Origin of the sequence: Acrocarpospora corrugata, from assembly GCF_009687845.1 — a bacterium.
Taxonomy (GTDB): Bacteria; Actinomycetota; Actinomycetes; order Streptosporangiales; family Streptosporangiaceae; genus Acrocarpospora; species Acrocarpospora corrugata.
This window is the reverse complement of record NZ_BLAD01000100.1, coordinates 1-24,932: the sequence shown is the minus strand read 5'-3', so window position 1 is coordinate 24,932 and position 24,932 is coordinate 1. Positions and strand designations below refer to the sequence as shown.

At 66.7% G+C, this 24,932-nt stretch carries 17 protein-coding genes, 2 tRNA genes and 1 pseudogene; 4 read left to right on the top strand and 16 right to left on the bottom strand.

Annotated features, from left to right (window positions below; translation table 11 throughout):
* Window positions 1-9: 9 nt before the first annotated feature.
* From Acor_RS36940 to topA, 10 genes are all read right to left on the bottom strand, one after another.
* Window positions 10-86 (bottom strand) — tRNA-Thr (locus Acor_RS36940).
* Between the two features lie 57 nt (window positions 87-143).
* Entirely contained in the window at window positions 144-1,634 is a 1,491-nt protein-coding gene (locus Acor_RS36935; RefSeq protein ID WP_170317269.1) for an alpha/beta hydrolase, read from the bottom strand.
* Window positions 1,635-1,658: 24 nt separating this feature from the next.
* On the bottom strand, window positions 1,659-2,501 hold the full coding sequence (locus Acor_RS36930) for a PSP1 domain-containing protein (RefSeq protein ID WP_155341439.1): 843 nt from the start codon (window positions 2,499-2,501) through the stop codon (window positions 1,659-1,661).
* A 77-nt stretch (window positions 2,502-2,578) separates the two neighbouring features.
* The gene (locus Acor_RS36925; protein ID WP_155341426.1) at window positions 2,579-4,132 is read right to left on the bottom strand and encodes a hypothetical protein; all 1,554 of its coding nucleotides are present in this window, start codon (window positions 4,130-4,132) and stop codon (window positions 2,579-2,581) included.
* Window positions 4,129-4,620: a SigE family RNA polymerase sigma factor gene (locus Acor_RS36920; protein WP_308805712.1), complete on the bottom strand. Its 492-nt coding sequence runs from the start codon at window positions 4,618-4,620 to the stop codon at window positions 4,129-4,131. Before Acor_RS36920 ends, Acor_RS36925 begins: the two co-directional genes overlap by 4 nt.
* 73 nt (window positions 4,621-4,693) lie before the next feature.
* Window positions 4,694-5,875 (bottom strand): DNA polymerase III subunit delta', encoded by a 1,182-nt coding sequence (locus Acor_RS36915; protein ID WP_155341424.1) that lies wholly within the window; start codon window positions 5,873-5,875, stop codon window positions 4,694-4,696.
* 29 nt (window positions 5,876-5,904) lie between these two features.
* Window positions 5,905-7,959, bottom strand: coding sequence for a dTMP kinase (tmk, locus tag Acor_RS36910; RefSeq protein ID WP_155341423.1), 2,055 nt, complete (start codon window positions 7,957-7,959; stop codon window positions 5,905-5,907).
* Between the two features lie 189 nt (window positions 7,960-8,148).
* Window positions 8,149-9,363, bottom strand: coding sequence for a metallophosphoesterase (locus Acor_RS36905; protein WP_246239629.1), 1,215 nt, complete (start codon window positions 9,361-9,363; stop codon window positions 8,149-8,151).
* 235 nt (window positions 9,364-9,598) lie between these two features.
* Entirely contained in the window at window positions 9,599-10,912 is a 1,314-nt protein-coding gene (locus tag Acor_RS36900) for an FAD-binding oxidoreductase (RefSeq protein WP_155341421.1), read from the bottom strand.
* A gap of 283 nt (window positions 10,913-11,195) precedes the next feature.
* Window positions 11,196-13,856 (bottom strand): type I DNA topoisomerase, encoded by a 2,661-nt coding sequence (topA, locus tag Acor_RS36895; RefSeq protein ID WP_155341420.1) that lies wholly within the window; start codon window positions 13,854-13,856, stop codon window positions 11,196-11,198.
* A 205-nt stretch (window positions 13,857-14,061) separates the two neighbouring features.
* Between topA and Acor_RS45095 the strand changes: the two genes are divergently transcribed.
* Window positions 14,062-14,247, top strand: coding sequence for a DUF5703 family protein (locus Acor_RS45095; RefSeq protein ID WP_155341419.1), 186 nt, complete (start codon window positions 14,062-14,064; stop codon window positions 14,245-14,247).
* Window positions 14,248-14,410: 163 nt separating this feature from the next.
* Here the strand turns inward: Acor_RS45095 and Acor_RS36885 are convergent, their stop codons facing one another.
* The 3 genes from Acor_RS36885 to Acor_RS36875 form a co-directional block, all read right to left on the bottom strand.
* Window positions 14,411-16,354, bottom strand: coding sequence for a chaplin family protein (locus tag Acor_RS36885; RefSeq protein ID WP_155341418.1), 1,944 nt, complete (start codon window positions 16,352-16,354; stop codon window positions 14,411-14,413).
* Between the two features lie 198 nt (window positions 16,355-16,552).
* The gene (locus Acor_RS36880; protein ID WP_155341417.1) at window positions 16,553-17,014 is read right to left on the bottom strand and encodes a hypothetical protein; all 462 of its coding nucleotides are present in this window, start codon (window positions 17,012-17,014) and stop codon (window positions 16,553-16,555) included.
* A gap of 190 nt (window positions 17,015-17,204) precedes the next feature.
* Window positions 17,205-18,497 carry a M20/M25/M40 family metallo-hydrolase gene (locus tag Acor_RS36875; RefSeq protein ID WP_155341416.1) on the bottom strand — a complete coding sequence of 431 codons (1,293 nt, stop codon included), beginning with the start codon at window positions 18,495-18,497 and terminating at the stop codon, window positions 17,205-17,207.
* Between the two features lie 131 nt (window positions 18,498-18,628).
* Here Acor_RS36875 and Acor_RS36870 point away from each other — a divergent pair.
* Window positions 18,629-18,714, top strand: a tRNA-Leu gene (locus tag Acor_RS36870).
* Between the two features lie 529 nt (window positions 18,715-19,243).
* Here the strand turns inward: Acor_RS36870 and Acor_RS46545 are convergent.
* Window positions 19,244-20,368, bottom strand: a pseudogene (locus Acor_RS46545) (recombinase family protein); the annotation flags it as partial.
* A gap of 974 nt (window positions 20,369-21,342) precedes the next feature.
* Between Acor_RS46545 and Acor_RS36860 the strand changes: the two are divergent.
* The gene (locus Acor_RS36860) at window positions 21,343-21,699 is read left to right on the top strand and encodes a GntR family transcriptional regulator (RefSeq protein ID WP_170317268.1); all 357 of its coding nucleotides are present in this window, start codon (window positions 21,343-21,345) and stop codon (window positions 21,697-21,699) included.
* Window positions 21,700-21,704: 5 nt separating this feature from the next.
* Here the strand turns inward: Acor_RS36860 and Acor_RS36855 are convergent, their stop codons facing one another.
* Window positions 21,705-22,274, bottom strand: coding sequence for a DUF389 domain-containing protein (locus Acor_RS36855; protein WP_246239632.1), 570 nt, complete (start codon window positions 22,272-22,274; stop codon window positions 21,705-21,707).
* Window positions 22,275-22,786: 512 nt separating this feature from the next.
* On the opposite strand from Acor_RS36855, the gene Acor_RS36850 reads away from it, so the two are divergent.
* On the top strand, window positions 22,787-23,299 hold the full coding sequence (locus tag Acor_RS36850; protein ID WP_155341414.1) for a hypothetical protein: 513 nt from the start codon (window positions 22,787-22,789) through the stop codon (window positions 23,297-23,299).
* On the opposite strand, the gene Acor_RS36845 is transcribed toward Acor_RS36850, so the two are convergent.
* Window positions 23,239-24,309 (bottom strand): hypothetical protein, encoded by a 1,071-nt coding sequence (locus Acor_RS36845; protein WP_155341413.1) that lies wholly within the window; start codon window positions 24,307-24,309, stop codon window positions 23,239-23,241. The two genes, Acor_RS36850 and Acor_RS36845, sit on opposite strands and share 61 nt — an antisense overlap.
* Between the last annotated feature and the right edge of the window lie 623 nt (window positions 24,310-24,932).

Genomic DNA, 24,932 nt, shown 5'->3' with positions numbered 1-24,932 from the left:
GGTCATGAGTGGAGCCGCCTTGGGGAATCGAACCCCAGACCTACGCATTACGAGTGCGTCGCTCTGGCCGACTGAGCTAAGGCGGCGGTGCTGCGGACAGCGAGAACGAGTCTACAGGGTTTGGAGTGGTTGTCGCGCCTGGGTTAGCAGCGGGTGCCTTCGGTGGGGGGCTTGAGGTTGATCAAGTAGTCGTCTACGGCGGTGTCGATGCAGGTGGAGCCGGTCATGTAGGCGGTGTGGCCGTCGCCGTCGTAGGTGAGGAGGACGCCGGAGGTGAGCTGGCTGGCCAGACCCTCCGCCCACTCGTACGGCGTCGCAGGGTCACGCAACGTCCCCACAACCACAATGGGCGGCGCCCCGGAAGCGGTGAGCTTGCGGTCCGGATCGGGGCCCTTGGCCGGCCAGTACGCGCACGGTAGCGAGTCCCACATCACGAACTCACCGAAGCGAGGAGCCAGTTTGCCGGCCTTGGCGGCGGCCTGGTCGAAGTCGGGGGTATCCGCCGGGTAGACGTGGTCCACGCAGTTGACGGCCTTGTTGGCTTCCGTCTGGTTGGAGTAGGTGCCGTCCTCGCGGCGTCCGAGCAGAATGTCGGCGAACCGGAGCAGGTATGTGCCATCCCCCTGGAAAGCGGTCCGCAGAGCCTCCCGAAGGGCCTTCCAGGAGTTCTTGTCGTACAGCGGGGTGGCGATGCCGAACGCCAGCCACGTGTCGTTGATCGCCCGGCCGTCTCCCAGGGTGTTGCGCAGCGGCTGCTGATCGGCCCGCCGGAGCAGGTTCGTGATCTCGTTCAGGGCGCCTTCGGCCGTCTTGCTACGGAACGGGCAGTCGGACGCTTCAAGGCAGTCTTCGATGAAGGCGGTAAGAGCCACCTCGAAGCCCTTGGACTGGATTTCGTTCATCTTCAGGGCGGACACGGCCGGGTCGACAGCCCCGTCGAGGACGAGCGCGCGGACCTTCTTGGGGAACAAGTCGGCATAAGTCGCACCCAGGTAAGTCCCGTACGACTTGCCGAGATAGGTCAGCCCCTCATCGCCGAGAACCGCACGCAGCACGTCCATGTCGCGAGCGGCATCCGCCGTACCTACATGCGGTAGGAGTTCTGCCGATTTTTCGTGACATCTTTGGGCGAAATCGCGGGAGCCCGCTTCCATCGCCCTCGTCTCCGCCACCGAATCCGGACTCATATCCAGACCCAGGTAAGCATCGAGATCCCCGCCGGACATACAAGTCACCGGCGTAGATTCACCCACACCCCGCGGATCAAACCCAACAATGTCGAACCTGTCCCGCACCGCCTCGCTCACCTGTACCCGAGCAGCTCTCGTGTACTCGATCCCAGACCCACCCGGCCCACCCGGATTAAGCAGCAACGACCCGATACGATCCCCGGTAGCCGCCAGCCGAATGACGCTGATCCCGATCCGGTCGCCACTCGGCTGATCGTAATCGAGCGGCACCTCCACCTGCGCACACTCGAAATCGTCCCCGCAATCCCGCCAATCCGGCTGCTGGCCATAGAAATCGGCCAGCCCGGCATTGGGCGCACTCGACGTCAGCGGGGACACCTCACCACTGCCGCACCCGGAAACCACCAGCGCGACCAGAGCCAGAACCACGAGGGGACGCTTCACGCCAAGAAGACTACCCAGCCTGGCTCAGTCCTCGCCGCCGTCATCCACAGGCCCCTCATACTCCGCCTCGTACGCCTTCCGCGGCGCGCACACACTCGCCTTCGAGCACGCGCACCGCCGCCCCCCATCGTTCAACCGAACGATCACGGAATCCGCCGGCACGTTATGCCCCACAACGACCCCGGGCCCTTCCGGCGTATCCACCGCAAGCCCGGTCCGCGGCGCAGTGGCCCGGAATTCGCCATACAACGGGTGCTCATACTTCAGGCAGCACATCAACCGGCCACAGGCCCCGGCAATCCTCAGCGGATTAACCGGAAGATCCTGATCTTTCGCCATCCGTACAGAAACCGGCTCGAAGTCCTTCAAGAAGGTGGCGCAGCAGAGATCGCGTCCGCAGGGGCCGATCCCGCCCTGCAATCGGGCCTCGTCACGAGGGCCGATTTGCCGGAGTTCGACGCGAGCTCGCAGGTTTCGGGCGAGATCGCGGACCAATGCCCGGAAGTCCACCCGGTGCGGCGCCGAAAAGTAGACGGTATAGATATTCTCCTCGTCCACATAATCGACGCCGATCACCTTCATCGGCAGTTCGTGGCGCTTGATCAGACGCTTCGACACGCTTCGGGCCTCGGCGCGCCGGCGGCGGTTGCCCTCGTCCCGGCTGAGATGGTCGTCACTGGCTATACCAGCGCATACCGGCAGGCCGCCGACCTCCTCGCTCACCCACTGCGGCGCCCAGATGCATTCCGCGACCTCGTTCCCGGCCTCGGTGGGCACGAGAACCTTGTCGCCGACCTTCGGGCTGTGCTCGCCCGGATCCAGGTAGTAGAGCCGCCCATATCGGGTAAAGCTCACGGCCATCATCATGCCCAACGAGCCGGCCTCCTCCGTTTGGTACGCCTAACGGCCACCATACGTGGAGTCGACCGCGCAACGCGATGTGATCACCAGGCGAGTTCCGTGCCGAATTTCGGGATGAGGTTGGCGTCGCCCTTGATCAGGGGGCGGAACTCGCCGTCCATGATCCCTCCGATGTCGTCGCCCTGCTGAATCAGCGGGTTTTCGCCTGTTCCGTCCAGGTCCAGGAGCATCGCGAGGCTGTTGCCGGCGGTGCGGTAGAGGACCTCCTCCGGCTGGCCGTTCTCGGCACTGAAGGCGACGATGCCGGATTCACCGCTCTTCTGGCGGATGACGCCGTCCACCATTTCCAGACCGCTGAATCCCAGCGCGCTGATCAACTGGCTGCCGTCGGGGGAGAGCTGGAGCCCGAACAGACCGCCCGAGAGCCCTTCGTACGCGTTGGGCAGGACGACCGTGTTCCCTTGGTCCAGATTTGTACCGGGGTCATTGGTGTCGATCACCTGAACAATCGGCGGATCCGCGCACATGTACTGAGTCGAGGTGCGTGGCAGGGTCATGTACCTGCACGACGACAGCCCCGACGGGAAGCTCTGAACGATCCCATCCCACGAGGGAATAGGCGTCGGGAGCGGCGGTATGACGGCCGTCGCCGTGACGTCGGGCGCCGGCACGAACGTCTCGGTGATCGTCGGCATTGGCGACGCGACGGCTGCGGCAGGCGGCAGCGTCACCGTGGCCGTCGGCTCTGGCGGCACGACCTGCACACCAGGCGGTGGCGTCATCGTCCAGGGGAGCGTGTCAGCCGGAACCGGCGCAATCGTGTTGTACGGCCCCGAGGCGCCGGCCGACGGCATCGGAAGCGGCTGGATCTGCCCCGGATCGATGGAGATCGTCGCGTAAGGCGTAGGTATCGCTGACCCGCTGGGCACGACCATGGGCGCTTCGGCGACGAAGGCGATCGAGGGCGGACTTCGCCGGAACGCGACCCGCGAACCATCCGCATTCAGCGAAAGATCCAGCACACCGTACCCTTCCGGTGATTTCCAGGTCTTACTCTCCCCGGTCACCGTGTCCGCGACCACCAGCTTGCCGCCGACTTCGCTGGGCACGCACGGTTGCAGCCCGTACGCCAGTTTGGCCCCATCTCCGCTCACCGCCAGCGACACCACCTGATGTCCGGCCGGCGGCGCGATCGGAGCCGTACCGAACCCAACGATCTTGCCGTTGTCGTCCAGGCTGAACTTGTACAGGTTGGAACCACACCTCTGCGTGGTGCTGGCCAGGTAGAACGTGCGATTGTCGTGAGCAGCCTGGATCGCGGTGAACTGCTCGCCTTCGGCCGGGTCGGCCAGGCGATCCGTCTCCGCCCCGCCGGCCACGGCCCGGACCACGACGCCTGCCCGCGAATCCACCAGGAACTTGGGCGGAACGGCCGGAGCCGCGGCCAGATCCAGCCCGCCGCCGGCCACGAACATGCTCCCGCCGGCGATCGCCACCGTCACCGCGGCCGCCGCCGCGACCGGGACGACCCAGTTCATCCTCGAACGGCCCGCCTCCAACTCCAGCGGACGAATCGTGTCAATGGTCTCCCCGGTCGCCCGAGTGGCGTCACGCAGCCGGTCGATGATGTCGTTCACGAGCCTTCTCCCAGCAGCCGTCCGAGCGCGTCCAACGCCCGGGAAGTGGTGGACTTGACGGTGCCCCGGCTGACCCCCATCACCTGGGCGGTCTCCTCCTCCGACAGCTCCGCGTAGTAGCGCAGCAGCAGAGATTCGCGCTGCCGCGCGGGCAGCCGGTGCAGGGCGGCCATGACCTCGCGCCGCTCGGCCCCGAGCAGCGCCGCCGACTCCGCCGACCAGACCGGCGGCTCGTACGTCCCGGCGAACATCGACGGCAGCCGCCGACGCCGCAAAACCGTCCGAGAATTGTTCAGTACGGCGCTGCGCAGATAAACCAGCGCCTTATCCGGATCCTTGAGATGGCGAAACCGGCGGTGCAAGCCGAGAAACGCCTCCTGCACCACGTCTTCGGCACTCTCCCGATCCCCGACCATGAGCACGGCGAGCCGGGTCAGGCCGAGCGCGTGCTCGGCGTAGAGCCCGGTGATCGCCTGATCCTGTTCCACGGGGGGTTTGTGGAGGTCCATGATTTCGGCCTGCATGTTCCAGAGACGCGGAAACCGGGCCGAGGTTGCTCGGTCAGCCTCGGGGGTTTCTGAGCGACAGCGTCATCGCCTCCACGGCGATCTGCGGATTGACGTTGGCGGCCAGCCGTTCCCGGCACAGCAGGATCGCGTCCACCCGCCGCAGCGTGTCCTCCGCGGTGCCGGTACGGGCGAGAACTTCCAGGTCAGGCCGCCGATCCTCATTGGCCAATTCGACCTGCGCGCCGAACTGCACGGCGAGGACGTCGCGATAGAACGCCATCAAATCGAGGAGCGCGGAATCGAGGGACTCGCGCTTGATTCGGGTGGCCCGGGATTTCTGCGCGTTCTCCAGCTCTTTCAGCGCGCCCGCGCCGCCGCGGATCAGACCCTTGTTCAGGCCTTTGCCGGAGGATCCTTCGCCGTAGAGGGCACGGAGTTCTGAGGTCTCGGTTTCGTTGAGTTCTGAGGTCGCGGCGGCGGCGTCCTCGTCCGCTGTTTTCACCAGGCGTTCGGCCGCGTTGATGCATTCGCCGACGCCGGTGAGCGTTCTGGGCAGGGAGAGTACGGCTTCGCGGCGGCGCCGTACCGACTCGTCCAGGGCCAGGCGGCGGGCGCGGGAGATGCGGCCCTGGGCGGCGCGGGCAGCGGATTCGGCGATCTGCTGGGGGACGTTGTCGCGGGTTGTCAGGACGTGGGTGACGGCCTGGGTGGACGGGGTGCGCAGGGTCACCACGCGGCAGCGGGACCGGATGGTGATGATCATGTCGTCGGCGGCCGGGGAGCAGAGCAGCCAGACCGTTCGCGGCGGGGGTTCTTCGATGGCTTTGAGCAGGGCGTTGGCGGCTTGTTCCGTGGCGCGGTCGGCGTCTTCGAACAGGACGATCCGCCAGCCGCCCTGGGTGGCCCGGCCCGCCGCCCGCAGGATCAGTTCGCGGGTCTGTTTGACGCTGTAGGAGAGGCCCTGGGGGCGTACGGATTCGAGGTCGGGGTGGGAGCCGACCTCGACCTGGTGGCAGGAGTCGCAGTGGCCGCAGCCCTGGTCGGGGCAGAGCAGGGCGGCGGCGAAGGCCTTGGCCGCCGCGGATCGGCCGGAGCCGGGGGGGCCGGTGAACAGCCAGGCGTGGGTCATGCCGGCTCCGCGACCGCCGACGAGTACTTCGGCCGCGGCGGAGGCGGCCTGCCGCAGCACGACGGCCGCCTGCTCCTGGCCTACAAGATCATCGAACACGCCCACGTGCCAAGGGTAGTCTCTCGGCCCGCCGGCTAATCGCGAATGGCTGGCATCGTCCCCGTATTCGCCTCGGCCTCCAGCGGCACCGGGTCCGGCAGGATCTCCCGGACCTTGTCCTGGATCAACCGAGTGACATCCCCCTGCTGAAGGGTGCCATCCACCACGAAATACCGCTCCGGCTCAGCCGCCGCCAGAGCCCGGAACTCCCGGCGAACCCGCTCATGGAAGTCCATCGGCTCGGACTCGATGCGATCCGCCGGAGACGCGAACCGCCGCAACCCCACCGACGGCGGCACATCTATCAACACCGTCAGATCAGGCACCAACCCACCCGTGGCCCACGCGTTGACCCTGGCCACGTCCTCGGTTTCGAGGGACCGACCGGCGCCCTGGTAGGCGAGCGAGGAGTCCACATACCGATCGCAGACCACCATCGACCCGCGATACAGCGCCGGACGAATCACCTTCTCCACATGTTCGGCCCGGTCCGCCGCGTACAGCAGCGTTTCCGCGCGGGCCGAAAGTCCCTGATGGGTGGAGTCGAGCAGGATCGCCCGCAGCCGCATGCCGACCTTGGTGGACCCCGGCTCGCGGGTCTGGACGACGTCGAAGCCCTGATCGCGCAGCCAGATGGCGAGCAGCCGCGACTGGGTGGTCTTCCCGGAGCCCTCGCCGCCTTCGAAGGCGATGAACATGCCGCGCGACTGCTCTTCCCCTTCGGGCACGAACTTCTCGCCCCGCAGCGCGGCCAGCAGATCGACACTGATCGGGATCCCGCGCCGGTCGTCCATGTGCTTGAGCGCGAACACGCCCACCACCACCGCGACCAGCGCCCCGATGATCATCACCAGGTTGGAGCCGTCGAACCGGTAGCTGATCCCGCCGACGGTGAACGGATGGCTGCCGAACAGCCCCGCCAGCGTCGACCCGAACGCGACCACCAGCAGCAGCACTACCCGGGCCAGCGACTGCAGGAACGAGAACGTCCGCCCCCGCAGCTGATCCTCGACCTCCAGGCCGATCATCGTGTACCCGATGATCCAGGCGATCCCCGCGCACGCCCCCAGCACGACCGTGAGCATGACCACGATCACCAGGTTGTGGATCAGCGCGATCGCCACCAGCACGGTCCCGGCCAGAATGATCGACAACCCGAACAGCCGGGGCCGGGACAGCTCACGCAGCAGCCGCAGCCCGAAGAACATCCCCAGCGCCATACCGACGAAAACGGCCCCGAACACGGTCCCGTACGCGGCGTCACCGCCCTGCAAAACCCCCACATACGTCTTGGCGACCCCCACCACGGCCCCACCCGCGGCGAAAGCCCCCAACATGCCAATGATCAACCCGCGGACGGTGCGGTTCGCACCCACGAACCGCCACCCCTCCACGATCTGCCGGAGCACCGAAGGCGTGGCGACCCCGACATGACCCTTCGGAATGTCCCGCAACGTGAAGATCAGCGCCGCCGACACCAGATACACCAGCGCGTTGATCCCCAGCGCCAGATCGGTCGGCTGCCCGCTGTACGACGGCACCAGCGAACTGATCACGTTCACCGTCACCGACAGGAACGCGAACACGGCGGCGGCCACCGGCGCGGTGCCGTACGTGACAAGCAGGTTGAGCTGGTTGGCCTCCTCCAGCCGGTCCTTGGGCACCAGGTTGGGGACGGTCGCGTCCTTGGCCGGAACCCAGAACAGGTTCACGCATTCGACCAGGAATGTCGCGATCACGATCCACTGATAGCTGCCGATCAGCGGGATCGACAGCACGATGGCGAACCGGGACAGATCCGCCAGGACCATGGTCAGGCGCCGGTCGAACCGGTCCGCGAAGGCGCCGGCCAGCGGGCCGAGCAGGATCGAGGGCAGCATCTTGGCGATGAAGACACCGCCGATGGCCAGGCTCTGCGTCTGGTAGCCGTCGTCCGCCGTGAGGTTACCGGCGAGGGCCGTCAGGGCGATGATGTTGAGCCAGTCACCGAGGCTGCAAACCGACATCGCCATCCACAACCTGCGGAAAGGCGCGTTCGCTAGCACGTGCGGCGGCTTGCGGCGAGGGGCCGCCCGGCCAGGGGTGCTCATGATGTCAGCGTATCCAGGTGCTCGCTGGGCTTGTGAAGTTCTGAGCGGGCCGGATTTGCCCCGGCTGCTCATCGCCTGAGGGTATTACGTCACAGCTGTCCGCCGCAGTCAGGTAGATACGATCGTCATTCCCTTTTCCGCCCCCGCGGCCGCTCCGTTCCCGCTGTTCACAGCACGCGCAAACCTAGATCAGGTCCGGAGTTCGATCAGGGCGATCTCCGGGGGTGCGCCGACGCGGACCGGTGGCCCCCAGAAACCGGCGCCCCGGGTGACGTAGACCTGTGTCCCGTCGACGACGCCGAGTCCTTGGACGATCGGCTGCTGTAGCGGGACGATCAAGTTGAACGGGACCATCTGGCCGCCGTGGGTGTGCCCGGAGAGCTGCAGGTCGACGCCGTAGCCCGCCGTGTCGTAGACCTGAACCGGCTGGTGGGACAGCAGGACGACCGGGCGGGTGGTGTCCCGCCCGCTGAGGGCGTCTGCCATGTTGGGGCCGTCGTCGATCGGGGTGCCGTTGATGTCGTTCACGCCGGCCAGATCGAGTGTGCCGCCGGCGTGCTGGATCTCCACCCGCTCGTTCCGCAGCGACCGCACGCCGAGGATGTTGAGCTCGTCGATCCACTCCTGTGGGCCGTTGGCGGTGTAGTACTCGTGATTCCCTGTCACGAAATATGACCCATAACGTGATTCGAGGTTCTGCAGGGGGCGCGCAATCGGGCCGAGTTCGGCGACCGTGCCGTCCACCAGGTCCCCGACGATCGCGACCAGGTCGGCTTCCAGGCCGTTGATCATCCGGACGATGCGCTCGGTGTGCTTGATGCCGGTGAGCGGACCGAGATGGATGTCGCTCACCACCGCGATCCGGAACCCGCTCATCCGCGGGTCAAGCCGGGCGATCCGCACCGGAACCCGCTCGATGACGGGGTCCCCGAAGGCCGTACGCACGCCGTATCCCACCGTGCTGATCGCCCCGACGCCCGCGACGGTGGCGACCGTCCTGGCGAGGAACAGGCGCCGATCGAGGCGGGGCAGCACCGGACCCTCGTTGAGCACGACTTCGACGTCCTGCGTCGCCACCGCGCCCCCGGCCGCGACCGGAACCGCGATCACCGGGCTCGGCTGCCGCCGCTCCTGCCGCCGGAGAACCCCCAGCGCGATCGCCCGCGGAATCTCCAGCGCGATCAGGATGACCGCCAGATAGAACATGACCGCCATCCAGAGATAGCCGGGCCAGGCGAGCGTGTGCCCCGCCTCCGACGGGATGACCCGGGTCCCGATCAAGGCCACCACCAGCAGCCCCGCGAGCCCGACCAACCCCCACGTCAGCAGCCGCCGTCCCCGCCCCGGCAGCGTCGTCCCCCGGATCAGCCGCCGCCACAGGTAGTAGTGCACTCCAACGATCACAACTAAAACGACAGCGAGAAATCCCACGACCTGCCCCACTCCGACCTCCGCCACCCGGCGGACCGGCCGCCAACGTTCCCCGCCATGCTACGAGCCCACCAAACGGCCAACCCCGCCCTCTCAGCTCCTCCTCAGGAAATGGCCCCACCACCGCCCAATCGAGCCCCTCCCGCCCGACAGAGCCCCCGCAAACCCCACACGCCAACCCAAACCCCTCACATCCCAGCCCGTCGCACTATCGCAAGATCGGGAAGTTGCCGCGGAACACGTTATGCGGATCCCGGTTCCGTTTCAGTTCACGCAGGCGCAGCAGCGTCGGTTCCGGGAAGGTCTTCGACACGTCCTCGCCAGGCGCGAGGCAGTTATGGGGCTTCGTCCCGGTCAGGTAGTCGTCGAAAGCGTCGGCGATCTCGATCATCTTGGCCTCGATGGCCACCGCATCCCCCGGCTCGGCGGGCATCCCGAGCATCGTGAGCAGGAAGGGCGCGGACAGAGCCGGCACCGCGCCCCCATCCGGCCGCTCCACGGCCAGGGCCCCGCCCAGATGCCTGAGTTGCAGGCTGACCAGAGGATCGATGGACTTGGCGAGCAGAAGCTGCGCCACCATGTCGTCCAGATCGGTAAGAAGCTCCCCGCGCCACAGGATGGCGCTCGGCTCCGTGGGTTCAGCGCAGATCCCGCCCAACTCATCGACCGGAATCACCCGCCGGCTGTCGGCCACCAGCCCGTCGATGCTCTCCAGGCGACCAAGAAGCCGCTGCGCCTCATCAGCCTCCCCCAGGAAGTTCACATCCACCGCGACGCACGGAGGAACGTCGGGCAGCTGCAACAGCGTGAACCACACCGACAACTCATCGGGAGCCGCCCCCGTGACCTCCCGATACGCATCCAGGACATACGGCGCCCGATCAGCCACCCACAACATCCGCCCGCCATACAACGTCGGCGCCGGATGCAGATCGAACTCCATCGCGGTGACCACCGCGAAATCACCGCCACCCCCGCGCAACGCCCAGAACAGCTCAGGATCGGACGCACGAGTCACCCTGATCGGCAGCCCATCCGCGTCCACCGCGTCAAAGGCCCGGACGCTGTTGGCCGCGAAGCCGTACCTCCGCCCGAACCACCCCACGCCCCCGCCCAGCGCGGACCCGAGCACGCTGACCACGGAGGAACTACCGGCCAACCCGACCAGCTCATGGGAACGGAGCTCCACCAGAACCTGATCCCAGGTCGCCCCGGCACCCACCCGGACCGTCCGCCCCGCCAGATCCACGGCCACGTCGTTCAACCGCTCGGTGCGCAGCAGGATGACCCCGTCCACATCCCCGCTGGGCCGGTGCCCGCTCCGCTGCGCGGTGATGGTCAGCCGCTCCTGGCGCGCGTAGGTCACCAGCGTGGCCACGTCCTCCGCGTCGTAGACCTCCACGACCGCCAGCACCGGCTGATCGATCGCCCGGTTCCACGCCCTCCTGGCCTCGTCGAAGCATTCGTCCCCACGCAGCACCACGCGACCTTTGATCGTCTGGCGCAGGTCATTCAAGGTCATGCCGGCTCCACAGGTCGAGATCGGGAGAACACTGAGTCCATACCCGCCGACCGTAACGACCGCCTCCGACAGAACCGGCCCGGCCTATCCGCAGGTCAACGCCACCCACACCCCCGGGCAACCCCACCCGCAGAAGCCACCAAAGCCGCAAAGCCCAGCAGCCTTCAGCCCGCCTTCTCGCGAAAAATCATTAAATGTCGCTCAGGAAAAGGCCAGGGCTCGCGGTCGCCTACGACCACGAGCCCATAACCGCCAAGCAAGCCAAGCCTGCCCCTGAAGCCACCTACTTCTTCGTCGCCGCCGGCCGCGCCCGAGTGGCCCGCTTCGGCTTCGGCGAAGGTTCCCTGGCCCGCCGCTCGGACAGCAACTCCGCCGCCCGCGCGATCGTGATCTCCTCCACCGTGTCCCCCTTGCGCAGGGACGCGTTGGTCTCCCCATCCGTCACGTACGGCCCGAACCGCCCGTCCTTGACGACCACCGGCTTCTTCGAGTTGGGGTCCTCCCCCAGCTCACGCAGCGGCGGCGCCGCGGCCCGGCCACGCCCACGCGGCTTCGGCTGCGCGAACAGCACCTTGGCCTGCTCGATCGTGACCGTCAGCAGATCCTCCTCGGCCGCCAGCGACCGGGAATCAGTGCCCTTCTTGATGTACGGCCCGAACTGCCCGTTATGCGCCACAACCTCTTCGCCCTCGATGTCCCCAACCACCCGGGGAATCGTCAGCAGCATCAGCGCATCCTCAAGCGTGATCTCCTGCAGATCCATCGACTTGAACAGCGAACTGATCTTCGGCTTGGGGATGTCCGCCTTCTTCGTCCGCTTCTTGGCCCCATCCGCGGCCGGCACCGGCTCCGGCAGGACCTCGGTGACGTAAGGCCCGTACTTCCCGTCCCGCGCCTGGATCACGAACCCGGTCTCCGGGTCCTTGCCCAGCTCCCGGGTGGTGCTCGGCCGCGCGAACAGCTCCTCGGCCTTCTCCGCCGTGAGCTCGTCGGGCGTCATGTCCTCGGGCACGTTGACCCGGGCGCCATCCCGGTCCAGATACGGACCGAACCGCCCGACCCGGATCACGATGTCGCTCCCCCGGATCGCGAACGAGCTGATCTCCTTGGCGTCGATGTCGCCAAGGTCGCTGACCATCTCCTTGAGGCCCTCGTCCCCTTCGCCCTCGCCGAAGTAGAACCGCCGCAACTCGGGCACCCGCTCGGCCCGGTCGTTGGCGATGTCGTCGAGCACCTTCTCCATCTCGGCCGTGAAGTCGTAGTCGACCAGGTTGCCGAAATGCTGCTCCAGCAGGTTGTTCACCGCGAACGCCAGGAACGACGGCACCAGCGCCGTGCCCTTCTTGAACACGTAACCGCGGTCCAGGATCGTTCCGATGATCGACGCGTACGTGGACGGCCGCCCGATCTCCCGATCCTCCAGCTCCTTGACCAGCGACGCCTCGGTGTACCGCGCCGGCGGCTTGGTCGCGTGCCCGGCCACGTTGAGCTCCAGCGCGGTCAGCGCGTCGCCTTCGGCCAGGTTCGGCAGCCGCTTCTCGGAGTCGTCCCGATCGGTGGACGGATCGTCCGCCCCTTCGACGTACGCCTTCAGGAAGCCGTAGAACGTGATCGTCCGCCCGGTGGCGCTGAACTCGGCGTCCGCCCGGTCGGCCAGGACCTTCACCGACACCGACTCGCCGACCGCGTCCTTCATCTGCGAAGCCACGGTGCGCTGCCAGATCAGCTCGTATAGCCGGAACATGTCCCCGTTGAGCCCGGTCTCGCCAGGCGTGCGGAATTCCTCCCCGGAGGGGCGGATCGCCTCGTGCGCCTCCTGGGCGTTCTTCACCTTGCTGGCGTAAACCCGCGGCTTGTCCGGCACATACGCGGCACCGTACAACTTGACCGCCTGGCTCCGGGCCGCCGTCACCGCGGTTTCCGACAGCGTGATGCTGTCGGTTCGCATGTACGTGATGTAGCCGTTCTCATACAGCTTCTGAGCGACCTGCATCGTGTACTTGGCGGAGAACCCGAGCTTGCGGCTCGCCTCCTGCTGCAACGTGGTGGTCCGAAACGGCGCGTACGGCTTCCGCGTGTACGGCTTGCGCTCAACCGACCGCACCGCGTACGACGCCCCGGACAGCCGCCCGGCCAGCGAAGTCGCCGCCGCTTCGTCCAGATGCAGCACATCCGCGTTCTTGAGCTGCCCGGTCGAGGCGAAGTCACGCCCCTGCGCGACCCGCTTCCCGGCCACACCGGTCAACGTCGCGCCGAACCTGCTCGGATCGTCGGCCGCCCGGCCGGTGTCGAACACGGCGGCCAGATCCCAGTACGCCGCCGAAGTGAACGCCATTCGGTCACGTTCCCGCTCGACCACGAGCCGGGTCGCCACCGACTGCACCCGCCCGGCCGACAGCCGGGGCTTGACCTTCTTCCACAGGACCGGGCTGACCTCGTATCCGTACAACCGGTCGAGAATACGCCGCGTCTCCTGGGCGTCGACGAGCCGCAGGTCCAGGTCACGCGGGTTGGAGACCGCGTCCCTGATCGCCTGCGGAGTGATCTCGTGGAACACCATCCGGTGCACCGGGACCTTGGGCTTGAGCACCTCGCGCAGGTGCCACGCGATGGCCTCGCCCTCGCGGTCCTCGTCCGTCGCGAGGTAAAGCTCGTCGGCATCCTTGAGGAGCGCTCGAAGCTTCGTCACCTGGGACTTCTTGTCCGGATTCACGACGTACAGCGGCTCGAAGTCGTGGTCGACGTTCACGCCGAGTTTGGCCCACGACTCTCCCCTGTACTTCTCCGGGATGTCCTCGGCCTTGCTCGGCAGGTCACGGATGTGACCGATGCTGGATTCCACGATGTAGCCGCGCCCGAGGTACCCAGCGATCGTCTTCGCCTTCGCGGGCGACTCGACGATCACCAGGCGGGTTCCGCCGGCGTTGCCGTTGTTGGCTGGCACGCTGCTACCTACCTCGCTGTTCGCTGTCGTTTCCCCGTACTTACCGGAGTCATGGCTCTGCCGACCCCGTTTCGACGGTAACCCGTCTCCGGTAGTCCTACCCCCAAGGGCTACCCGGATCGGTTACCGCCTGGACCCGTCTCTCCACGAGGACGCAGAATAGAGCCCAAGAGGTTCCACCGTCCCAACGGGAGACTAATCGCTGATGCTGGACTACTCCTACATGGAGCTGTACCTGCCGCGCGGAACATCTCGCGAAACCGCTCGCCAGGTACTGACCGAGCATGCGGAGTACGGACATTGGGAACTGGACCGGCTGCGACTGTATCCCGACGGAAGCAGACGCGTACGCTTGCGCCGAAAGATCATACGAGTTACCCGAACCATGTGATCGTCCCAAGTCACGGCAGTTCCGTGCGAAAAAGGCTTTGCCCGTCCCGGGCCGCGCCCCCGGAACGGGCAAAGCTTCTGTGCTCACATCCGCTGGATGCGGGGAGCGTCTCTGGTCACCCGGACAAGGGTGAGAAAACCGTTACCTTCGACCGACGTCCTTGTTACCTCTTGCCGGGACGAAAGCGACGGGTGGAGGCGAAGAGCGTCGCCGAGGCGGCGAACATCGCGCCGAGCAGCAGAGCCAGCAGCGAGCCCGCGTTCATCCCGGTGACCCCGGCCGGCTGAGCGGCGCTCATCAGGCCGAGACCGCCGATCGGCAGCGCACCGGCCGCCTGGCCGAGCGAGCCGGCCACCGGCAGCGAACCGGCCAGGCCGCTCACCGGAGCGAGCGGATTGGCGGCGGCGGTGGCCGTACGCGACGGAGCCGTGGGCGCGCCGGGCAGACCGGGCAGGCCAGGCAGCGCGGCCAGGCCGAGCATGCCCGGCAGGTCGCCGACGACCGGCAGCGACGGCAGACCGGCCGCGCTCATCTTCTGGGTGAGGTTGCCGACGTCCTTGACACCGGCCAGGGCCGGCACCGCGGGCAGACCGGGCAGCATGCCGCCCGCCTGCGTCGCGTTGACCTTGCCCCAGCTCTTGGTCCAGTAGGCGTAACCGTCGTCGACGCTGGACTGGGCCTCGGTGGCCGGGCCGACCCGGGAGCCGCCCAGGCAGCCGGCGGCGGCGTCACCCAGCACGGCGGCCGAGTTCCCGCAGGCGTTGACCGGAGCCGTGATCGGCGCCACGACCTGGTTACCGGCCGCGACCCCGTTCTTACCATTGGTGGTGTTGCCACCCCCGCCGGGCCCGCCATCAGCGGAGACGCCACCCTTGCAGTGCGCCTCGGAGGCGCCGAGCGCGGCCACCGCGTTGCCGCAGGCGTTGATCGGCGCGGTGATCGGCGCCACGACCTGGTTGCCCGCCAGCACGCCGGAGCGCCCCGACGTGGTGTTGCCGCCGGCGCCCTTGCCGCCGTTCTTCACCGACGAGCCCCCGAGGCAGCCCGCGAAGGCATCCCCGGCCAGCGCCACCGCGTTCCCGCAGATGTTGATCGGCGCGGTGATCGGCGCGACCACCTGGTTCCCGGCGAGCACCCCGGACCTGCCATCGGTACGGTTGCCACCCGCGGCCGTCCCCGGCACGTCGTTCCGCACGTCGGTGCCGCCCTTGCAGCCCGCGATGGAGCTGCCGACCGCGTTCCCGCACAGGTTGATCGGCAGATTGACCGGCGCGATCACTTGGTTGCCACTACCGGCCCCGAACCGCCCGTCGGTGTCGTTCCCGGTCGAACCCGCCGCCTGGTGGTATCGGTTCCCAGGCTTCCCAGGCTTGCCCGGCTTGCCGGTGTTGGTGACCGACGAGCCGCCCTTGCAGCCCGAGAACGCCTCACCGAAGATCGCGACGGTGTTGCCGCAGATGTTGATCGGGCCGCTGATCGGCGCGATGACCTGGTTGCCACCCAGCGCGGACGACCGCCCCGAGGTGGTGTTGCCGCCGGGGCCGACCCCGGTGTTCTTGACCGACGAGCCGCCCTTACAGCCGGCGGCGGCGTCGCCGAAGATCGCGATGGCGTTGCCACAGGCGTTGACCGGCGCGCTGATCGGCGCCGTGATCTGGTTGCCGCCGAGCACGCTGCGGTCGCCGTTGGTGGTGTTGCCACCGGCGCCGCCCTGCCCCGAGTTCTTGACCGACGAACCGCCCTCGCAGCCCGCCTGGGAGCTGCCGAACAGCGAGACCGCGTTGCCGCAGGCGTTGACCGGCGCGCTGATCGGCGCGTTCACCTGGTTGCCGCCGAGCACGCTGCTGTCGCCGGAGGTCTTGCCGGGAATGCCCTTGGTGGTGTTCTCGACGGAGGCACCGCCCTTGGAGCCCGCCGTCGAGTCTCCCGCCACACCGACCGCGTTCCCGCTGATGTCGATCGGCAGGGAGACGGGCAGGTTGACCTGGTTGCCGCCACCGACAGAGCTGGTGCCGGAGGTGTCGGCGATAGCCGTACCGCTGCCGAGGGCCATGACACCGGCCGCGAGCAGCGCGGCGGGGGCTGAGCCCTTCGCCCACGTTCGCATGATGGATGCTCCTAGTGGTTCTTTTGGGGGTTACCTGACAGCTCGCGATGGATGTGTCCAGGCCCGAGGCGTGGAACGTCGCGAGGGTGGTGGGATTTCCGCGTCACCCGCGTCATGGGAGCGGCTCAGGACGACACGAGGCCGAAGGCACGCTCCGCGACCGGCCGCTCTGGACGAGGGACCGGTCTGGAGGCGGGGTCAGTCAGGAGAGAAAGAAGGGTCGTCCGCCGCAGTGCGGACGACCGGGGGCACGAGCGCCGCCAACGGGGCAGGCGTCAACGCGTGCCGCGGGTCGGCGAAGGACCTCGCGACATCCCCGAACAGAATCGACCCACCGCTGCTCTGGGGAATCAGACCGTTCCCCGAGGTGTGGTCAGCGGTGGACGGAGCAGGCAGAACGGGCGTGGACTGGCTGGTGAGCCCGTCGACGTTCCGACCCGCCATCGCCTCGGCGTTGACCGAGGCGTCGATGCCGCCCCCCGTGGGGAAACCATCGGTGTGGGGCACCGACCCGGTGACGACGGCTGAGGGCGCCGTCTCAGCCACGGCCGGAGCCGTGCCGAAGACGCCGAAGATCACGCCGACCAGCCATCCGACGGCGATCAGGCCGCCGATGACCAGAAGACGACCAAGCCGGGAGTCGGCCGCGAACCGCGCCATCCGATAGTCCCGGGCAGGACGGGGGACGGCCGCGGACACGCACGGGTCAGCAGAGGGCAGAACTGCCCCCCGCTGAATCTCCGGCGTGCGTGTCACGCGACCTCCCGAACTCCGTCGAGCCGCCCGATGCGGATCAACCCCTCAACGGAGCGTTACATTATCAGCACCCACCGTCAACGCAACGGCTTTCTCAGCAGTAATCGAGGAACCGGTCAAGAACCCGAACACCAAACTTGAGCGAATCCACCGGAACTCTCTCGTCGATGCCATGGAACATCCCCGAGAAGTCCAACTCCGGGGGCAACTTCAGCGGCGCGAACCCGAACCCGCGCAGCCCCAGCCGGCTGAACGCCTTCAGATCCGTCCCCCCCGACAGCGTGTACGGCACCGCCTTCGCCCCCGGATCCTCCGCTTTCAGCGCGTCCGCCATGGCCGTCACCAGCCGTCCCTCGAACGCCGTCTCGACCGCGACGTCGTGATACACGTGCTCCCGGGTGACATTGGGCCCGAGCAGCTCGTCCAGCGTGGCGAAGAACTCCTCCTCGAAGCCCGGCAGGAACCGCCCGTCCACGTGCGCCGTCGCCGTCTGCGGGATCACGTTCGCCTTGTAACCCGCCGCGAGCATGGTCGGATTGACGGTGTTCCGGAGCGTCGCCCCGATCATCCGGGCCAGCGGCCCCAGCTTGGCGACGGCCTCCTCCGCGTCCTCGGCCTTGATCTCGATGTCGAGCGCCTCGCGGAAGAAGGCCTGGACGGTGGGCGTGAGCCGGACCGGCCACTCATAACGCCCCAGCCGCCCGATCGCCTCGGCCAGCTCGGTCACCGCGTTCTCGCTGTTCAGCATGGACCCGTGCCCCGCGCGCCCCGTCGCGGTCAGCTTCATCCAGGCGATGCCCTTCTCGGCCGCCTCGATCAGATAGACCCGCTGCCGCTCGCCCACGGTCACACTGAACCCGCCGACCTCGCCGATCGCCTCGGTGCACCCCTCGAAGACGCCCGCATGCTTGTCCACCAGCCACTGCGCCCCGTAATGCCCGCCCGCCTCCTCATCGGCGGTGAACACCAGCACGACATCCCGCGGCGGCTTCCGCCCCTCACTGAGCCGCTTCCGGACCACAGCGAGGATCATGGCGTCCATGTCCTTCATGTCGACGGCCCCGCGCCCCCACACGCACCCGTCGACGACCTCCCCACTCAGCGGATGCACCCGCCAGTCGTTCGGATCGAACGGCACCACATCGAGATGCCCGTGCAGCACGAGCCCCTCGCGGCTCGGGTCCTCCCCCGCGATCCGGGCCACCAGGTTGGCCCGCCCCCGATCGCTCTCCAGAATCCGCGCCTCAACCCCCACTTCGGCGAGCTTCTCCGCGACATACTCCGCGGCCACCCGCTCCCCCGGGCCCGCGTTGTCCCCCGCGTTCCGCGTATCGATCCGGATCAGATCCCCGCACAGTCCTACGACGTCATCCTCAGTGCCGGCCATCCTGCTTCCTCCAGAGTCGGTACGGCTTGCGCCTCCATCCTGGCTGATCGAATAGCGGGATGAACCACGGGCCCGCGAGTGCTAACCTTTAACAGCCGACGCGGGATGACGGTCTCGCGTGCAGGCACCACGTCCGGGTGGCGGAATAGGCAGACGCGCTAGCTTGAGGTGCTAGTGCCCAGTGATGGGCATGGGGGTTCAAGTCCCCCCTCGGACACGTTCGTTTCGCCCATGGAGTCCTGGTCGGATGTAGAGCTGACCAGGACTTTTTGTTTGCTCGGGTGATAGGTCAGCCGGACGCCTAACTTCGTGTACAGCCTGGCCTTCCTGATCGGCTCAGCCGTTCCCAGGAGCCGTACAGCGTCGCCCACCGTACGCATTGCCTCCGCCAGGTCATCTCGGCTAAGCCGACGCCTGCGGGCCGGTTCTCGGCGAAGCCGTGCTTCGGCTTGCACCTTCTTGGCTTGCTCATCCCGGATCCAGCCGGCGACGACCACGGGGTCAGCACCCGCTTCCAGGGCGGCGCGATGCTGGGCGAGCTTCCGATCGCATTCGGCCAGTAGCCGCCGCGCCAGAACGAGACCCTCATGCTCCGATGACTCGATCTTCTGAGCTTCGACCAGGAGATCTAGCGTCTCATCGACTCGATGAGGGGCGAACAACCTCCCGAGCCACCGATCAAGCTTCGGGACGATCATGTCCTCTCGGACGTAGACGTTGCGAGGGTGCATGATCCGATTCGCCAGGGCGTACTCCTCTGGAAAGCGGCACCGGTAGTAAGGCGCCTCATTGGACCAGTTGCCCTGCATCCGCCGATCGCACGCCCCGCAGAAGATCAGCCCTCGGAGGATGTAGGGGTGGCTCGCGGTTTTGAGTCGGCGACCAGTCTGCTGCCCGCCGCGCCCGGTGAGCAACTCTTGGACAGCGTTGAAGTCTTCGGCCGACACGATCGGAGGGTGCACGATGTCGTCGGACCACACCCACTTTTCGCTTGAGTTCCAGCGCAGCTTGGTGGTGTGGCCAAGGCCGACATCGTCAATATCGATGAGTACCTCGTCTTTTCGCTGCCGGTTCCATACCTGGTGGCCGGTGTAGCGAGGGTTGGTGATGATGGCCCGCACCGCGCTCTTGGCCCAGGCGATCCCGGATCTGTGGCGGTTGCGTTCCGGGTCGTGGGCTGAAGGGCTGGGAACGCCGTCGGCGGTCAACCGTTCGGCGATGGCGTAAAGACCGTGGCCCTCTAGGAACTCGCGGAAGATCCCGGCCACGACGGCGGCGGCGAACTCGTCGAGTTCCAGTCGGTGCTGCCGCTTACCGTCCGCGGCCTTGGCGGGGTTGGGGTGCGGGCCTGCGTCCGCCAGTCGGTAGCCGTAGGGTGGCCGACCTCCTAGGAAGCGGCCTTCCATCTGGGCTTGGGCGGAGATGGCGCTGCGCACGCGGACCTTGATGCGGTTGCGTTCGCCCTTGCTCATCCCACCGAACACGCTCATGACCAGGTCATGGGCCTCGTTGTTCGGGTCGATCGGGCCGCCCACTTCGGGCACCCAGAGGGGGATCCCGAAGTGCTCGAAGACGGGGATGGTCAGACCGTACTGGTTGCCGTAGAAGGCACGGTGCGGTTCGCCGATCACCACGGCGTCGAAACCACGGTTTGGGTTGCGTAGTTCGGCGAGCAGCGCCGCCGCGTGCGGGCGGCGCGGCCAGGGGATCGAACGGGATTTGTCGATGTCGAAGAACTCGGCGACGATCACGCCCCCGCGCGACTCGATGAGCGCGCGGGAGCGGGTGATCTGCCAGTTCCGCGAGGAGCGGGGGTCTTGGTTGTCCTCGGTGGAGACCCGGCCGTAGAAGGCGAAGGGGATGGTGTCCATGGATTCCTCAGGCCGCGTCTGGGCGGCCGGTTCGCAGATTCTGCTTGTGGTGGGCTTCTAACAGGATGGCGAGCAGTTCGGTAGCGGCGCCTGGCGTTAGGCGAGGCGGTCCGCTCGGTAAGACAATGTGCGGAGTCGGTTGGTTACGGGCGGAGGATGCGGCCATGATGGGGGGCACTCCTATGCGGTCGTTGATGGCGGTAGGGGTGCGGCCCCGACGACTTGCTTGGCGGTATGGCGTCGGGGCCGTTTCTAGAACCGTGACTCGGCGTGGAGCCCACATTGCGGGGGCGGTGCTCTACAGGGCAGCGGATCGGCGATCTCGATGACGTCGAAGAGGTCGGCCGCCTGAGCTGCCCTTCGGGATGGTTGGCGGGCAACTTCAGCTCCGGCCTTGACTCTGAGCGCCGGAAGCTTGTCATGACGCCCGTGCGCTGTCAGAGCGGTGACGGAAGAGAGACCGGTGACGAGCCAATTGGGGCGTGTTCAAGGTGCCCGTACTCGCGATGGATGGCATGCTGACATGGCTATTCCTTTCGAGTGGGTCTGGCGGGAGGCCCGCGACCGCAAGCCGCCAGGGCATCACAGCGCTGGGTCCCCTGACAGTGATCTGGAAGAGGCCTGAAGTCGCAGGCCCACAGTCGGAGCTGTTCATCGGGCTTGGAGGCGTGCCTAGCTGCCCGGCCGCGTCCCAGCCCACTGGCAAGTACCACCCCCTCGACGCTCGGGGTCCACACGGGTAGCAGAGACATCAACCACATCTACACAAATATCATTACACATTCTTGACACATGGAGTCAGAATCGATTGCTTGCTCTGCCTCCGTCACAACCTGCTAGCACGGCAGCTCGATTCGAGGATCCGGTCACTGGGACCTCCGACGCCAGGCACTCATGGCCACTTGAGCTAGCTTGGTATTATTGTACTAGTTCAGTTGATTCAACCTTACTCTGCTGGTGCAGCGAGGACTAGCGTGAACGTCGTGTCAGTGCCTGATTTCAGCAATCCTCGGGCCGCCTACCTCCAGATTGCGGACGACCTGCGCCGAGAGGTGAAAGCAGGCCGCTTCAAGGCGGGCGAGCGACTGCCAGCTCGGCGGCAATTGGCCCAGCGTTATGGCGTGGCCATCGAGACGGTCCGGCGGGCCTTGGACGAACTCGCACACGAGGGCATAATCGGCGCGCAATCGACGCGTGGTACATACGTGATCAAGGTTCCTGACCGCGCTGAGCTGCCCTCCGAGTTGCAGCAAGTCATCAGCGAAGTCCGGCGACTAGCCGAGCGCTTGGAAAGCTTGGAGGCTCGCGTGAAGTACCTCGAAAGCCAATGAACTACTCACGTCCACCCGGCACGAGCCCGGCTTTCGAGACGACGTAAGTCGATGGTCGACGGCCTCGCGGCGGGGCTGGGATGGGGGCCGAGAGGCCATACCGGGACCAGAGCAGGCGTTGGAGGAGCAGCGTCAGCGTGCCGGCCAGGACCATGCCGGCGGTGTTGACGGCTAGTTGGAGAGCGGAGCCGCCGACGTCGTCCCAGGCGCCCAGGGCCAGCGCGAGGGAGGCGTAGCCGGCGGCAGGGAGTGGTGACCGAGATGAAGACGCCTACCAGGGCCGAAGACTTGCCCGCAGCGATCGACAGCACCCCGGCGGCGCCCGCCAGCAGCGCGACTATGAACGACCAATTGTCGGGTTTGACGATGAACTCGACCTCTTGGTGACCGGTGAGCATGCTGGTGTCGATCCAGCCCAGCCGACTCGACACCAGGGCGCAGGCGAAGGTGATCGCGATCGCGGTGCCGAACCCGATCGCCAGGGCCCGGATCGCCTTGCCGATGAGCGCGGGGCGGCGGCGCAGCAGGCCGAAGCAGATAGCCGCGATCGCCCCGAACTCCGGGCCGAGCACCATCGCGCCCACGATCAGGATGGGCGGTGGCGCGGATCCTGCGCGCGACCGACGGGTGTCCGCTGGACATGTTCGCCGCCGGGGCCTTCGATTATCCCCTCTCGACGTGCGGATCTAACGTCGAGGTCCAGCTGCGGTGAACAGCTCCGCCGTCCGCTCACTTCGCAGGGTGCGATTCGGGACCCGGAAGGCCCCCTTCCGGGTGTGCGACACCAAGCGCAGCCCCGCGCAACCAATTCCACCAATCCAGCACGTGGACAACCGGATGGCCCGATTCGGCAGTCGTCGATCGCGATCTCCCGTCAGGGTTAGGACCCGTGGACCGCCGGTTGCTAGGACGAACCGCTTCCACACGTAACCCGAGAACAGGGTCACGACCCAACGACACAGGGGCAAATGGTCGGCGAAGCCCTGCTGGCCAGCCCGGAAGGACCAATGCAATGCCGAATCGCGTTTCCTCTACACAGAGCCCTCCGTCGGGTGTACTGCCCGCACTGGGGTGGCAGGGCTGCCAGATGGTCATGGTGCGAGCCCTCAGCGCCCTCCGCATGGTGGTGTGTGAACTGGACGACCCCGAGCACGCCAGGCGGCAGGACGCTGGATTGCTACCCACGGCCGACGCCCTGTTGCTGCACTGCCGGGCACACGTCGACCCCTCGTTCCTCAAGCGGCCGTCACCGATACGCATTCGCGGAGCTGTCGCCGCACGAGCCTCCTGGCAGTCGGCCCGGGCAAACCTGGCGGAGTTCTCCGCTTTTGGCGCCCGCGTGGCCGTCCTGCCAGCGAGGATCGCACATCGGGATGGAGTGCGAGCCGAGGCCATTTATCACGGCTTTGGCCTGGTGACCGCCGAACAGCCCCATGAGGTAGTCCAGCCCCCCGACATCCATGTCGATGCCGGGCGGACATGGGTCCATCGCCTGGTGGAAGAGATCGTCTACGACGCCGTGCTGTCGCAGCAGTCCGATCACCGCTGGGATCTGGGCAGCCAGGCATTCATGAAAGCGGGCGACTCCCAGGTGATGTGAAACTCATCGTGGATCCTTAGATACCAGCCCAGCGCGTTGCTGATCGCCCACTTCCATGAGTCCGGAGTGGTGACCTGTTGGTGAAGGTCGTCCAGGACGCAGATGTTGTGGGCGGCGAGGCTGAGATCTGTGCAGGTGACGAACCGGTCCATGGTACGGTTCCCGCATTCCACACAGTCACAGCGCCACAGGCTCTCATCCAAGTCGTCGTGGCGCTGGACGTGGGCCCAGCCCTCGGCTATGCGTTCAACGTTCATAAATGTCATCAGGCGCGGGACGATCGCATGCCGCGTTCGCTGCTGTCCGCCGGGGGGACCTTTCTTGTCAACCGGGTACAGATGCCGCAACGCGGAGGTAACACCGACCGCGGCCCACGACGCGCCGTAAGCGATCGCCCCCAAGCCGGAGATATCGGTGCAAAGCAAGCCGACTGATGCCTGCGCCTGGCTGAGCAGGTGTTTAAGTCCGTTGACCGCGTACTGGGTACCGAGCGGATCAGCGGCACGCTCCAAAACGAGCGCCACCGGCACCTCGCGCTGATTCACCTCGCTGATTAAAAACTTGACTCCCGGATCGGCAAGCCAGGAGATGTGCAATGGAAGGACAGCGGTCACATTGGCCCCGGCCCGCATCGTCTGCTCCAGGATTGCGACAAGGGCCTCATGATCACCTTCTCCCACATAGCCGGAATCGGTGAGCACGGTCGCCGTGTTCAGGTCACGCTGAATCCCTATCCAAGACGGATCGAACTTCACTGTCCCGCGCGGACGGTTACTCCCCGCGTAACGGCGACGGTCGACTAAGAGCGGCCAGGTCATCCCTTGCGTTCTCCTGGATACGGCGGTGAGAGAGCCAGCCCCGCTCACCACGATCCCTCCATCTCCGTAATCGCCTACCGACCAAAAATCCCCGGCCCGATCGGCAGGGATCTGCGCCAGTAGCCGGTTGGTCAAATCAGAGCCGCCACGGTCACGGTCTCCGGATCGTTGGGCGGCGTCAGTGGTGTCCATCGCGATCTAGCCCTCCCTCGCCATAGAAGGGGAACATCTCGATTTGTCTCGACGGTGACCGCCCGCAAGCCCGTAGTCAAGATGGAGTCAATTTCCCTGACGCAACAGTTAATTCCTGGGGCGAAACGCATCGCGCGTGACCGTGACTTCGCTCCCCACGAACCATCGAAAGGGCGGCCTCATCCCAATGGCGGCAGCCCCTTGTATCTCACTGACCGCGTCGACGTCGCCTGACCCCCTGCCCGGAGGTCCGTCCAGCATGCCAAGGAGCGGATGGATCCGCTCTCGGAGCGTGGTGCACTGGTGCTTTATGGCGAAGACAAATTGCCAGCCCGGTGGCCAACTGCTCGCGGTTACCGCGCCGCCGCTGAGGCGCGCTGATTCCCGTCCCTCGCCAACCAGCAGATGACGAAACCCCCGGGGCAGCTTCCATGCCCGGGGGTTTCGTCCTGCGATAGCTACTTGTCGCGACGCTTGATCGTCACGACATTCTTCGCCGCGACGCGGTAGACGATGACGGTTTCACCGCCCTCGTAGTTGGTGAAGTCGATGAAGTCCCCGGACGTGTTGAAGCGTTCGGCGGTGACCGTCTCGCTCTCGACGGCGCCGGAGAGCCCTTCGTC